Origin of the sequence: Leisingera sp. ANG-Vp, assembly GCF_000813725.1 — a bacterium.
Classification (GTDB): Bacteria; Pseudomonadota; Alphaproteobacteria; order Rhodobacterales; family Rhodobacteraceae; genus Leisingera.
The window spans coordinates 235,494-247,102 of sequence record NZ_JWLD01000002.1; the positions used below are offsets into that span (position 1 = coordinate 235,494).

14 protein-coding genes are annotated in these 11,609 nt (G+C 59.7%); 11 read left to right on the forward strand and 3 right to left on the reverse strand.

Annotated features, from left to right (window positions below):
* The first annotated feature begins 93 nt into the window (after window positions 1-93).
* The 6 genes from rplU (at window position 94) to RA20_RS01350 (ending at window position 5,342) form a co-directional block, all read left to right on the forward strand.
* Entirely contained in the window at window positions 94-651 is a 558-nt protein-coding gene (rplU, locus tag RA20_RS01325) for a 50S ribosomal protein L21 (RefSeq protein ID WP_039123822.1), read from the forward strand.
* Between the two features lie 11 nt (window positions 652-662).
* The gene (rpmA, locus tag RA20_RS01330) at window positions 663-932 is read left to right on the forward strand and encodes a 50S ribosomal protein L27 (protein ID WP_019297807.1); all 270 of its coding nucleotides are present in this window, start codon (window positions 663-665) and stop codon (window positions 930-932) included.
* A gap of 283 nt (window positions 933-1,215) precedes the next feature.
* Complete coding sequence (locus tag RA20_RS01335; RefSeq protein ID WP_039123829.1) at window positions 1,216-1,752, forward strand: GNAT family N-acetyltransferase; 537 nt, start codon at window positions 1,216-1,218, stop codon at window positions 1,750-1,752.
* Window positions 1,753-1,871: 119 nt separating this feature from the next.
* Window positions 1,872-2,906, forward strand: coding sequence for a GTPase ObgE (gene obgE / locus RA20_RS01340; protein WP_039123830.1), 1,035 nt, complete (start codon window positions 1,872-1,874; stop codon window positions 2,904-2,906).
* Complete coding sequence (proB, locus tag RA20_RS01345; RefSeq protein WP_039123831.1) at window positions 2,894-4,000, forward strand: glutamate 5-kinase; 1,107 nt, start codon at window positions 2,894-2,896, stop codon at window positions 3,998-4,000. The genes obgE and proB overlap by 13 nt, the downstream gene beginning before the upstream one ends.
* A 76-nt stretch (window positions 4,001-4,076) precedes the next feature.
* The gene (locus RA20_RS01350) at window positions 4,077-5,342 is read left to right on the forward strand and encodes a glutamate-5-semialdehyde dehydrogenase (RefSeq protein ID WP_039123833.1); all 1,266 of its coding nucleotides are present in this window, start codon (window positions 4,077-4,079) and stop codon (window positions 5,340-5,342) included.
* Window positions 5,343-5,403: 61 nt separating this feature from the next.
* Here RA20_RS01350 and RA20_RS01355 read toward each other — a convergent pair whose 3' ends face one another.
* On the reverse strand, window positions 5,404-6,000 hold the full coding sequence (locus RA20_RS01355; protein ID WP_039123834.1) for a histidine phosphotransferase family protein: 597 nt from the start codon (window positions 5,998-6,000) through the stop codon (window positions 5,404-5,406).
* Window positions 6,001-6,034: 34 nt separating this feature from the next.
* On the opposite strand from RA20_RS01355, the gene RA20_RS01360 reads away from it, so the two are divergent.
* The 5 genes from RA20_RS01360 (at window position 6,035) to tsf (ending at window position 9,829) form a co-directional block, all read left to right on the forward strand.
* Window positions 6,035-6,217 carry a DUF3553 domain-containing protein gene (locus RA20_RS01360; protein WP_027237671.1) on the forward strand — a complete coding sequence of 61 codons (183 nt, stop codon included), beginning with the start codon at window positions 6,035-6,037 and terminating at the stop codon, window positions 6,215-6,217.
* Window positions 6,218-6,323: 106 nt separating this feature from the next.
* Window positions 6,324-7,085: a GNAT family N-acyltransferase gene (locus RA20_RS01365; RefSeq protein ID WP_039123838.1), complete on the forward strand. Its 762-nt coding sequence runs from the start codon at window positions 6,324-6,326 to the stop codon at window positions 7,083-7,085.
* On the forward strand, window positions 7,082-7,912 hold the full coding sequence (locus RA20_RS01370; protein ID WP_039123839.1) for a lysophospholipid acyltransferase family protein: 831 nt from the start codon (window positions 7,082-7,084) through the stop codon (window positions 7,910-7,912). Before RA20_RS01365 ends, RA20_RS01370 begins: the two co-directional genes overlap by 4 nt.
* 188 nt (window positions 7,913-8,100) lie before the next feature.
* Window positions 8,101-8,874, forward strand: a complete 774-nt coding sequence (rpsB, locus tag RA20_RS01375; protein WP_039123841.1) for a 30S ribosomal protein S2 — start codon at window positions 8,101-8,103, stop codon at window positions 8,872-8,874.
* Between the two features lie 79 nt (window positions 8,875-8,953).
* Complete coding sequence (gene tsf / locus RA20_RS01380) at window positions 8,954-9,829, forward strand: translation elongation factor Ts (protein WP_039123842.1); 876 nt, start codon at window positions 8,954-8,956, stop codon at window positions 9,827-9,829.
* A 513-nt stretch (window positions 9,830-10,342) separates the two neighbouring features.
* Here tsf and RA20_RS01385 read toward each other — a convergent pair.
* Window positions 10,343-11,098, reverse strand: a complete 756-nt coding sequence (locus RA20_RS01385; protein WP_039123843.1) for a helix-turn-helix transcriptional regulator — start codon at window positions 11,096-11,098, stop codon at window positions 10,343-10,345.
* Entirely contained in the window at window positions 11,095-11,544 is a 450-nt protein-coding gene (gene aroQ / locus RA20_RS01390) for a type II 3-dehydroquinate dehydratase (protein ID WP_039123844.1), read from the reverse strand. Before aroQ ends, RA20_RS01385 begins: the two co-directional genes overlap by 4 nt.
* Window positions 11,545-11,609: the final 65 nt, after the last annotated feature.

Below are 11,609 nucleotides of genomic sequence, written 5' to 3' on the forward strand. Positions count from 1 at the left end.
TACGCCCCGCTAATGGGCGCGCTGTTCGAGGCGGCATCTGCCGAAACACCCGCAAGGGGGCCGTAGGACGCGGTTAGAAAAGGAAAAACGCACATGTTTGCGGTCCTCAAGACTGGCGGCAAGCAGTACAAAGTTCAGGCGGGCGACGTGCTCCGCGTTGAAAAATTGGCTGCTGATGCTGGCGAAACCATCCAATTCGACGAAGTTCTGATGCTGGGCGGCGACGCACCGGTTGTTGGCGCTCCGCTGATCGAAGGCGCTGCTGTTAAGGCAGAAGTCATCGACCAGATCAAAGGCGACAAGGTCATCAACTTCGTCAAACGCCGCCGGAAGCACTCCTCCAAGCGCACCGTCGGCCACCGTCAGAAGCTGACCTTGGTCCGGATCACCGAGATCCTGGCGTCCGGCGCTTCCAAAGCGGCTCCGAAAGCTGCTGCCAAAGCTGCACCTGCTGCCGCTGAAGCCGCTGCCTCGGACGACCTGACCGCTCTGACCGGCGTCGGCCCCGCAGCTGCCAAGAAACTGGCAGAAGCAGGCCTCACCAGCTTTGCCCAGATCGCAGCCTTGTCCGAAGACGACATTGCTGGTATCGAAGCAATCAAAGTGAAGCCCGAGTGGGTTGAGCAGGCCAAAGAGCTGGCCAAAGGCTAAGGAGAGAGAGAATGGCACATAAGAAAGCTGGCGGTTCCTCACGTAACGGCCGCGACTCCGCGGGCCGCCGCCTTGGCGTGAAACTCTATGGTGGCCAGGCGGCCATCGCAGGCAACATCATCGTGCGTCAGCGCGGCACCAAGTTCTGGGCCGGCGAAGGCGTGGGCATGGGCAAGGATCACACCCTGTTCGCAACTGCCGACGGTGCTGTAAGCTTCCGCAAAGGCCTGAAAGGCCGCACCTTTGTATCGGTTCTCCCAGTGGCGGAGGCCGCTGAGTAAGCCGACCCGAACGGTAAAGAAATCTTTAGGGGGATCGGCTATACAGCCGGTCCCCTTTTCTGTTTTCCGAATGCGAGTGAACCATGGTTTCCCCAGCAACGATGAAGGCCCCGTCTGCTGCTTTGCGCCGGCCCGGTGCTCACGCTGCATCAACGGGAAGTTTTGTGAAATTTGAAGGCGCTATGCCTTGCCGCACCGGCATCGCATGCACATCTGAAACGAAGCGCCGCAACAACAAGGGCAGATGCCGCCGGAAGACTTTTGGCAGAGGAGGAGCACGTCCATGAACCTGGAGCAGATCGTGACCCAGCAGGTCATCGAAACTGAGCGTTTTATTCTGCGCCCGCTGCGCAGATCCGATGCCGGGCTGATCTCCCACTATGCCGGTGAAGAACGTGTGGCGCGCATGACCCGGTCGGTGCCGCATCCGCTGCCGCCTGGCGCTGTTGAAGCTTATGTTGCGCGCGCCATGGCTGAAGACCGTGACGAGGATGTCTGGGTAATCGACGGCACTGCTGATGGCGATGCCGAACTGAAAGGGGTGATCGGGCTCAAGCGGATGGACCGCAACCAGTCCGAGGTCTCTTACTGGACGGCACCGCCGTTTTGGAACACTGGCCTTGCGTCCGCCGCTTTGAAGGCATTGGTCGAGGCAAATCCGCAAGGCAACGATGCGATGTTTGCGGTGGTGTTTCAGGACAACCCGGCCTCGGCGCGGGTGCTGATCCATTGCGGCTTTGACTACCTGGGCGACGCCGAAAGCTATTCGGTGGCCCGCGACGCAACTGTCCCAACCTGGACCTACAGCCGAAAACTGTGATTGGCGCGGCGCGCGCTTTGCGGTAAGGCAAACCAAACATCCCGCAAGTGTCCCAAGCGCTTGCGGGACACTTGTACTGCGCGGACAGGGCAGGGTGCCTGCCGCATTAAGGAGCTGTCATGAAATTCCTCGATCTGGCAAAAGTCTATATCCGCTCGGGCGCCGGCGGGAACGGCTGCGTCAGCTTTCGCCGTGAGAAATACATCGAGTACGGCGGGCCGGACGGGGGCGATGGCGGCAAGGGCGGTTCTGTCTGGGCTGAGGTGACCGAGGGTCTGAACACCCTGATCGACTTCCGCTACCAGCAGCATTTCTTTGCCAAGAACGGCCAGTCCGGCATGGGCCGCCAGCGCACCGGCAAGGACGGCGACGACATTATTCTGCGTGTCCCCGTGGGGACCGAGATCCTGGATGAGGACGAAGAAACCGTTCTGGCCGACCTCACCGAACCCGGTGCCCGCGTGCTGCTGGCCAAGGGCGGCAATGGCGGTTTTGGCAACTTGCATTTCAAATCGGCCACCAACCAGGCGCCGCGGCGGGCCAATCCCGGCCAGGAAGGCGTTGAACGCACTATCTGGCTGCGGCTCAAACTGATTGCAGATGCGGGCCTTCTGGGGCTGCCCAACGCGGGAAAATCCACTTTCTTGTCGGCAACCTCTAACGCCCGCCCCAAGATTGCCGATTACCCGTTCACAACGCTGCACCCGAACCTCGGCGTGGTTGGCATCGACAACACCGAATTTGTGGTTGCCGACATTCCAGGACTGATCGAAGGCGCCCATGAAGGCCGCGGCATTGGCGACCGTTTCCTGGGCCATGTCGAACGCTGCGCGGTGCTGCTGCATCTGGTGGATGGCACTTCGGAAACTGTGGTCGAGGATTACGAGACCATCATCGGCGAGTTGGAAGCTTACGGCGGCGAACTGGCCACCAAAACCCGGATCACTGCGCTGAACAAGGTTGATGCAATTGATCCCGACGAGCTGCAGGAAAAGCGCGCCGCGCTTGAGGAAGCTGTCGGCGGGCCGGTGCTGCTGATGTCCGGTGTCAGCCGGGAAGGCGTGAACGAGGTGCTGCGGGCTCTGCGGAACGAGATTGACGACGACCGCCTGCGTATGAAACCCGCCGAGGAGGAAAAGCCTTGGCAGCCCTGAGTTCTGCCAAGCGGATTGTCGTCAAGATCGGGTCCGCCCTTCTGGTCGACCGGGACACAGGCGAGCTGCGGGCCGGCTGGCTGCACTCCCTGGCCAATGATGTTGCCTGGCTGAAATCGCATGGCACGGATGTTGTTCTGGTGTCATCTGGCTCAATTGCCTTGGGCCGCGGTGTTCTTGGGCTGCCGCGTGCGGATTTGCCGCTGGAACAGTCCCAAGCCGCCGCCGCGGTTGGGCAAATCCGCTTGGCCCGCGCCTATGAAGAAGCGCTTGCGCCCCACCGGATTACCACTGCGCAGGTGCTGGTGACGCTGGAAGACAGCGAAAACCGCCGCCGCTACCTGAACTCGCGGGCAACGCTTGAGACGCTCTTGAGCATGGGCGCGGTTCCGATCGTCAACGAGAACGACACCATCGCAACGGACGAAATCCGCTATGGCGACAATGACCGGCTGGCAGCACAGGTTGCAGTGACGGTTGGCGCTGATTGCCTGATCCTGCTGTCCGATGTCGACGGTTTCTACAGCGCCAACCCCGCGCTGGATCCCGATGCCAGGCGCTACGACCGGATTGACGAGATCACACCGGAGATCGAGGCGATGGCCGGCGATGGCGTCTCCGGCTTGTCCAAAGGCGGCATGATCACCAAACTGCTGGCGGCCAAAATGGCAACAGCAGCCGGCTGCGCCATGGCGATCACTGAAGGTTCGCCTTTGAACCCACTGAAATCACTTGAGGAAGGTGCGACCAGCACCTGGTTCACGGGGCAGGGTGATCCGCAAGGCGCCCGTAAGCGCTGGATCAGCGCAATGAAGACCCGCGGGGTCATCACAATCGACGAAGGCGCGGCACGTGCGCTCAAGTCGGGCAAGAGCCTGCTGCCCGCAGGCGTCCGTCATGTGGAGGGTGACTTTGGCCGCGGAGATCCGCTGGCCATCCTTGGCCCAGACGGGCACAAACTGGGGCAAGGGCTGTCACGCTATACTGCGGACGAGGCCCGTGCCATCCAAGGGCGCCAGTCGCAGGAGATCGAGGCCACGTTGGGCTATCCCGGCCGTGCCGCGCTGATCCACCGCGATGATATGGCGCTTTGAGAGACTGGACAGATAGTTTATTCCAGCCGGCAGGCCGAAGACGGGCCAGACAGGGACCGGCAAGGGTGCGAGACATATGAAAGACAATGAGAACATCCCCGCCATGATGACGGAGCTTGGCAAACGTGCAAAGCAAGCGGCGCAGATCCTGGCCACAGCCAGTGCGGAACGCAAACATGCGGCGCTGATCGGCGCCGCTGAGGCGGTCTGGAGCCGCCGGGCTGAAATCATCGCGGAGAACGCCAAGGATCTGGAGTTCGGCCGGAACAAGGGTCTGTCCGACGCAATGATGGACCGGCTGATGCTGGACGAGGCCCGCATCCAGGGCATCGTCGACGGCCTGCGGGCGGTGGCTGAGCAGCGCGACCCGGTTGGCGAAGTGATGGAGGAGTGGGAACAGCCCACCGGCCTCAAGATCCAGCGCGTCCGCACTCCTCTGGGCGTGATTGGCGTGATCTATGAAAGCCGCCCGAATGTGACGGCCGATGCCGGCGCACTGTGCCTGAAATCTGGCAATGCTGTGATCCTGCGCGGCGGCTCGGAAAGCTTCCATTCCTCGCAAGCCATCCATGCCTGCCTGGCAGAAGGATTGAAATCTGCGGGCCTGCCTGAAGATTCGGTGCAACTGGTGCCGACCCGTGACCGCGCAGCAGTGCAGGAACTGCTGACAATGACCGATTACGTTGACGTCATCGTGCCGCGCGGCGGCAAAGGGCTGGTCGGCCTGGTGCAGCGCGAGGCGCGTGTGCCGGTCTTTGCCCACCTCGAAGGTATCGTTCACATCTACCTCGACAAATCCGCCGATCCGCAGAAGGCGTTGGACGTCGTACTGAACGCCAAGACCCGCCGCACGGGCATCTGCGGCGCTGCCGAATGCCTGCTGATCCATCAGGACATCGCCGGCACATTGGGCAAGGCTGTTCTGGAAGCGCTGTCGAGTGCCGGGGTCGAAATCCGTGCCGAGGCAGGATTGCCTGGCCCTGACGGCATGGCGGCGGCCAGCGACGCGGATTGGGGCAAGGAATACCTGGACTCGATCATCGCAGCCAAACAGGTTGCAAGCATTGATGAAGCGATTGAGCACATCCGCACCCATCACTCGCAGCACACCGATTGCATCATCACCGAGGATGAGGCCGCAGTTCATAAATTCTTTGCTGAGCTCGATAGCGCTATCCTGATGCACAATGCTTCAACCCAGTTCGCCGACGGCGGCGAGTTCGGGATGGGGGCAGAGATTGGCATTGCTACCGGCAAGATGCACGCCCGCGGCCCGGTGGGCGCAACCCAGCTCACCAGCTTCAAATATCTGGTGCGCGGCAACGGAACCACCCGCGCCTGACTCCCAAAAATGCAAAACGCCGGGCAAGTAGCCCGGCGTTTCTTTGTGCAAATTGCAGCGCTTAAAACTGCATCGTGATATTTTCAAGGTTCAGTTCCAGCCGCACGGTCCGGCCCGCTTCCTTGGCCGCCTCCGGCAGCAGCGCGAATTGGACCAGTGCGGGAGTAATCTCGGCGTTTGAACTTCCGCCGCTGACCCGCGCCCAAAGTTCATCATCGACCGTGACTTTGCGGCCTTCGCCGACCACGGTCCATTTGCTGTCGGCACAGAAAATTTTGACCGTGCCGCCATAGGGCAGGGCCGATTCCAGGCACAGTGCGGACAGCAGTGCCAGACGCGCCTCGCTGCGGGTACAGCCCTCCAGCGGGGACCATTGATACTGGATGCGTCCGCCCTTGCTGACATCTTCAAGCACGGAAACCACCTCGGCCCGAGGTGTCTGCTGATTGCCGGCGGCGCCAAAGGCAATGCGGAAGAAGCGGATACGGGCATTGGCATTGGCGACGCTGTCGGAGATCAGTTCCAGTTCAGGTCCGGACATGCTGCCGGCCATGCCCAGCAGTTCCAGCCCGTTGTTGATGGCGCCGACGGGGCTGATCAGATCATGGCAGATCCGAGACCCTACCAAAGCGGCCAGATTGGCGTTATCTACACCCATAACTTTTACGTCCTCCGAATTGGGCCACCCGCCAATGAATGACCTCAACGCTATTCTAGCCCCCGGCATGTTTGTCCGGCACCCGGACCACCCCGAATGGGGCGTCGGCCAGGTGCAATCAAACGCAGGCGGCAAGATCACCGTGAATTTCCCCGATCAGGGAAAGCTTGTGATTGATGGAGCGCGCGTCTCCCTTATCCCCGTCTTTGAGCCATAACGGTTTATGAAGGGTTAACGAACTCTTTCAAACTTACCTGAAATCTTGCGCTTTCTTTGCCGTATGGGCTAGTTGCGCGCAAGCCTGAACCACGCAGAGTTACCGAATGCAAGACCGTGCTCCGGAATTTTCCGTGAAAATAGCAGAAACCGAGGCTGAGCTGCAGGCTGCTCAGGCCTTGCGCTATGACGTGTTTGTCCGGGAGCTTGGCGGCGGCGGCGACTTGGTTGACCACGACGCGGGGCTGGAACGCGACCGGTTTGATCCTTTCTTCGACCATATGCTGGTGACAGATGAGACCGCCGGGCAGGTGGTTGGCGTATACCGGCTGCTGCGGAGTGACCAGGCTGCGAAGATCGGACAGTTCTATTCCGAAGATGAATATGACCTGTCGGTGCTGAAATCTTCGGGACGCAGGCTGCTTGAACTTGGGCGTTCCTGCCTGCACGCGGATTACCGCGGCGGCATGGCAATGTTTCACCTTTGGTCCGGCCTGGCGGCTTATGTCGAAGCACACGGGATCGACGTGTTGTTCGGGGTGGCAAGCTTTCATGGAACGAACCCCCAATCCCTGGCCAACCCGCTTGCAATGCTTCACCATAACCACCTTGCGCCTTCCGAACTTCGGGTGCGGTCAAAATCGTTTCAAAATATGGACTTGGTGGACAAGGCTGACCTAGACCGGAAGCGTGCGATGGTTGAAACGCCAGCGCTGATCAAGGCCTACCTGAGGCTTGGCGGTTTTGTCGGTGAGGGTGCCTTTATCGATCACACATTCAACACCACAGACGTTTGCCTCATTCTGGATACAGCACGGATGAATGAGCGCCAGCGCAAGATCTATGCGGGAGGCCGCGGCCGGGAATGAGCATGAGCTGGCAAAGCGAGGAGGCGCCGGATCCGGCCCGGATCACGCCTGCGGGGTGGGTGCTGGTGGTCGTGCGCGGGCTGCCTCTGGCAATTCTCGTCTTTGGCGGGCTCCTGGTTTTGCTGGCAGCCCGGCTGATCGAGCGGCCTCTTTTCGGTTTGCAGCGCCCGGTAACCCCGTTCATCACCCAGTTCGTTTGCCGCAACGCATTCCGCATTATGGGGATCGCTTACAAGACTCGCGGAAGCCTGATGCGGGAACGCGGTCCTGTGGTGGCCAACCATTCCTCCTGGCTGGACATCTTTGCGCTGAATGCGCGCAAGCGGATCTACTTTGTTTCCAAGGCCGAGGTGGCCAAGTGGCCGGGGATCGGTTGGCTGGCACGTGCAACTGGCACAGTGTTCATCGAACGCAATCCCAAGAAGGCCAGGGAGCAAGCGGAACTGTTTGAGCAAAGGCTGGGCGCAGGCCATAAGCTGTTGTTCTTTCCTGAGGGAACTTCAACCGATGGATTGAGAGTTCTGCGTTTTAAAACAACACTCTTTGCCGCTTTCTTTACGGAGCGTCTGCGCAATTCCCTGCATGTTCAGCCGGTGTCGGTGGTTTATCATCCGCCCCAAGGCGCTCCGCACCGTTTCTATGGCTGGTGGGGCGACATGGATTTCGGGCCGCACCTCCTTAAGGTCTTGGGCACTCTACGCCAGGGCTCGGTGGAACTCATCTACCACCCGCCTTTGAAAGTGGCGGACTTTCCGGACCGCAAGGCCCTGGCAGCGCGGGCAGAGGAACTGGTCCGTGCCGGCCACGAAGAGGCTTTGAAAGCCTGAAAACACAAGCTGAAGCGCAATTTCAGCTGTTCGGCCCTTGCCACGCTCCCGGAACTGATCTATAGGCGCGCCTACGAACCCGCAGGCGGGGTTTGGCCTGATCAGGGGAGACATCCCTGACGGACCCCCGGTTGGAGCTTTTGCTCTGAACCCCCGCCGAGGATAGAAACCGGAAAGGAAAGAATAGCATGGCTCTTCCCGAGTTCACCATGCGTCAGCTGCTGGAAGCTGGCGTTCACTTCGGCCACCAGACTCAGCGCTGGAACCCGCGCATGTCGCCGTTCATCTACGGCTCGCGCAACGGCATCCACATCATGGACCTCACCCAGACTGTTCCGATGCTGGACCAGGCTCTGCAGGTTGTCCGTGACACCGTTGCCAAAGGCGGCCGCGTCCTGTTCGTCGGCACCAAGCGCCAGGCCGCAGGCCCGATCGCAGAAGCAGCGGAAAAATCGGCTCAGTACTACATGAACCACCGCTGGCTGGGCGGCACCCTGACCAACTGGAAAACCGTTTCCCAGTCGATCAACCGCCTGAAGGAAATCGACGAGAAGATGACCGGCGGCGCCGAAGGCCTGACCAAGAAAGAGCGTCTGGGCATGGAGCGTGACCAGGAGAAGCTGCAAGCCTCCCTGGGCGGTATCCGCGAAATGGGCGGCGTGCCGGACCTGCTGTTCGTCATCGACGTGAAAAAAGAAGCACTGGCCATCGCCGAAGCCAAGAAACTGGGTATCCCGGTTGTGGCTGTTGTCGACACCAACTGCTCCCCCGACGGCGTTGACTTCATCATCCCGGGCAACGACGACGCATCGCGCGCCATCTCGCTGTACTGCGACCTGGTGGCCCGTGCGGCTCTGGACGGCATGTCGGCTCAGCTGGGCGCCGCCGGCGTTGACCTGGGCGCGCTGGAAGAAGCACCGGCAGAAGAAGCCGTTGCTGAAGAAGCAGCCGCTGACGCCTGATCCGTCCTGTCACGGAAATGACATGCGGGGCAGGGTACCACCTGCCCCATATCTGTTTTTGAATTGAGGAGAGCCTAAGATGGCAATCACTGCAGCAATGGTGAAAGAACTGCGCGAATCCACCGGCGCAGGCATGATGGACGCAAAAAAAGCACTGGTCGAAAACGACGGCAACATGGAAGCCGCTGTTGACTGGCTGCGCACCAAAGGCCTGGCGAAAGCTGCCAAGAAATCCGGCCGCACCGCCGCTGAAGGCCTGGTTGCCGTTGTTGTCGAAGGCGGCAAAGGCGTTGCTGTCGAGGTGAACTCCGAGACCGACTTCGTTGCGAAGAACGGCGAATTCCAGGAAATGGTTGCAGGCATCGCCAAAGCAGCTCTGGGCGCCGCTGACGTTGAAGCTCTGGCAGCAGCCGACCTGGGCGGCAAAACCGTTGCAGACACCCTGACCGACAAGATCGCCACCATCGGCGAGAACATGTCGCTGCGCCGCATGGCTCAGATCGAAGGTGAGACCGTCGTGTCCTACGTCCACAACGCAGCCACCGCAGGCATGGGCAAGATCGGCGTTCTGGTTGCCATGAATGGCGGCGACGAAGCCTTCGGCAAGCAGGTTGCGATGCACATTGCAGCCGTGAACCCGGCAGCTCTGTCCGAAGCTGACCTGGACGCAGCCGTGGTTGAGAAAGAAAAGCAAGTCCAGATGGACATCGCCCGTGAATCCGGCAAGCCGGAGCAGGTCATCGAGAAGATGATCGTCGGCCGAATGAAGAAGTTCGTTGCGGAATCGACCCTGCTGAACCAGCAGTTCGTTGTGAACCCGGACCTGACCGTGGAAGCAGCTGCCAAGGAAGCCGGCGCCACCATAACCGGCTTTGTCCGCGTGGAAGTCGGCGAAGGCATCGAAGTCGAGAAAGAAGACTTTGCGGCAGAAGTGGCGAAGGCCGCTCAGGGCTGATCTGCCCCTTTGCATTCTGTTATCGAAACCGGCGGGAGTTCCCGCCGGTTTTTTTGTGCGCGCATTGCCAGCTAGGGACAGGTGATTGCCTAGGCTCCCGAGTCGGGCAGGCCTTGTGACTTGAGTTCCGGATTCGGTGTGCCAGGAAGGTTGAGAGGCGAGGGGCCCCACTGATGGGGATGGGTGGGACCCCTCTGGTATCTGGAATAGGCGCGGATCAATACGCGCCTATCCCCGACCAGGTAGGAGAGCCTTGTAATCGCAAGGGTCGATACCCAAAGTTCCTTGGCCAAAGCCACCACTCACGGAACATGTGCAACATGCAGCGGATTAAACTCAGGCGGTAGTATAGAATTCCTTACCTTTTTTGACGCTGTTTGGCGTCTGCTGATTAGCGCTGATTTACAGTTCGCCACCGGCGGAAAGTCCGCATAACGCACATCGTAAAAAGGTAATTATTTGCAGTATCTTACCCGGCGTTCCTTGCATTTTTCCGCCGGAGTTGCGGGGAAATCAGGCGTCTACCACATACATTTGGTTGTGGAGCGCTGCTTTCAAAACAGCCTGGGCCGTTGTCTCGACAGAGAGGGATTCCCGGGCAAGCCTGAGGTGTTTTTCGATCGTTGCCGGGGTCAGGCCCATCAGCAAGGCAATGTCTTGCGTGGTCTTGCCGTCACCGACCCATTGGAGAACTTCACGCTGCCGTTTGGTCAGGCTGCGGTTGGGGGCAGTATAGGGCAGGGTGAGGATCTTCAGATGCGCAACATTGTTCATCAGCACGATGTCTTCACCGCGCTCTTCCCAAAGTGCATCAACTTCGTCCTGGGTCATACCTGGCTGGGCAGCCAGGGAAATCGCTCCCTTGTACCGTTTGGAAGCGGAGTAAAAGCTCACGGTGTAACCCGCGTTCATGTCCAGCTTCTGATTGAACTCATGAACTTTTTTGGCTTGCGGAGTCAGGGTATCGCTTGCCGCCATATCCTGTACAATGCGCCAGCTGCCTGCACCTTCGTTCTCCAAAGCCCAGCGGAGCATCGGTGCATGGAAATAGAGTCCTTGGTGCAGGAAGCCGTTCAGATACTCACTTTCATGATTGGAGAGAATGACAAAGTCATCCGGATCCCCCAACGAGGTCTCGGTTTTGTACCGGGTGTAGCCGTAGATCAGTCTGTCGAAGCCGAATTCTGCCATTTGCTGGACATGGCCGTGCCAAAGCTGTTCGAGGCTTTCGGCGCCGCAAACGAAATGCAGGTACTTTTTAACTTTCATGCTTTTCCGGCCTCTTTCAGATGTGCCGCCAGCGCATCCAGTGCCAGCAGGTATCCCTGGGCGCCAAATCCGCAAATCTGCCCTAGTGCTGCCTTGGCGATGAAGGAGCTGTGCCGGAACGGCTCACGCGCGTGAATATTCGAAAGATGCACCTCAACGGCCGGAACCTCGACAGAAATGAGTGCATCCATAAGGGCAATGGATGTATGGGTATACGCGCCGGCATTCAGGACAATCCCCTGATGGCGGCCTTTGGCGGCGTGAATCGCATCGATCATCACGCCTTCATGGTTTGACTGCAGGCATTCGACCTCATAGCCCAGCGTCTTGCCGTGGGCCGCACAGGACTGCTCAACCATCTCCAGCGTGACCGAGCCGTAGACCTCCGGCTGGCGGGTTCCCAGCAGGTTCAGGTTCGGTCCGTTCAAAACCAGAATACTTGGCATCGGCAGTTTTCCTCACAGTGTCTGTTCTTGAACTTCTAAGGCAAATTCACTCCGAAAGCGAATAC

Bases quoted from the DNA above. Each gene is read 5' to 3' on its own strand.
- aroQ (WP_039123844.1), bottom strand. From the start codon at position 11,544: ATGCCAAGTATTCTGGTTTTGAACGGACCGAACCTGAACCTGCTGGGA.
- RA20_RS01335 (WP_039123829.1), top strand. From the start codon at position 1,216: ATGAACCTGGAGCAGATCGTGACCCAGCAGGTCATCGAAACTGAGCGT.
- RA20_RS01370 (WP_039123839.1), top strand. From the start codon at position 7,082: ATGAGCATGAGCTGGCAAAGCGAGGAGGCGCCGGATCCGGCCCGGATC.
- RA20_RS01360 (WP_027237671.1), top strand. From the start codon at position 6,035: ATGAATGACCTCAACGCTATTCTAGCCCCCGGCATGTTTGTCCGGCAC.
- rpmA (WP_019297807.1), top strand. From the start codon at position 663: ATGGCACATAAGAAAGCTGGCGGTTCCTCACGTAACGGCCGCGACTCC.
- RA20_RS01365 (WP_039123838.1), top strand. From the start codon at position 6,324: ATGCAAGACCGTGCTCCGGAATTTTCCGTGAAAATAGCAGAAACCGAG.
- rplU (WP_039123822.1), top strand. From the start codon at position 94: ATGTTTGCGGTCCTCAAGACTGGCGGCAAGCAGTACAAAGTTCAGGCG.
- RA20_RS01350 (WP_039123833.1), top strand. From the start codon at position 4,077: ATGAAAGACAATGAGAACATCCCCGCCATGATGACGGAGCTTGGCAAA.
- rpsB (WP_039123841.1), top strand. From the start codon at position 8,101: ATGGCTCTTCCCGAGTTCACCATGCGTCAGCTGCTGGAAGCTGGCGTT.
- tsf (WP_039123842.1), top strand. From the start codon at position 8,954: ATGGCAATCACTGCAGCAATGGTGAAAGAACTGCGCGAATCCACCGGC.
- obgE (WP_039123830.1), top strand. From the start codon at position 1,872: ATGAAATTCCTCGATCTGGCAAAAGTCTATATCCGCTCGGGCGCCGGC.
- RA20_RS01385 (WP_039123843.1), bottom strand. From the start codon at position 11,098: ATGAAAGTTAAAAAGTACCTGCATTTCGTTTGCGGCGCCGAAAGCCTC.
- RA20_RS01355 (WP_039123834.1), bottom strand. From the start codon at position 6,000: ATGGGTGTAGATAACGCCAATCTGGCCGCTTTGGTAGGGTCTCGGATC.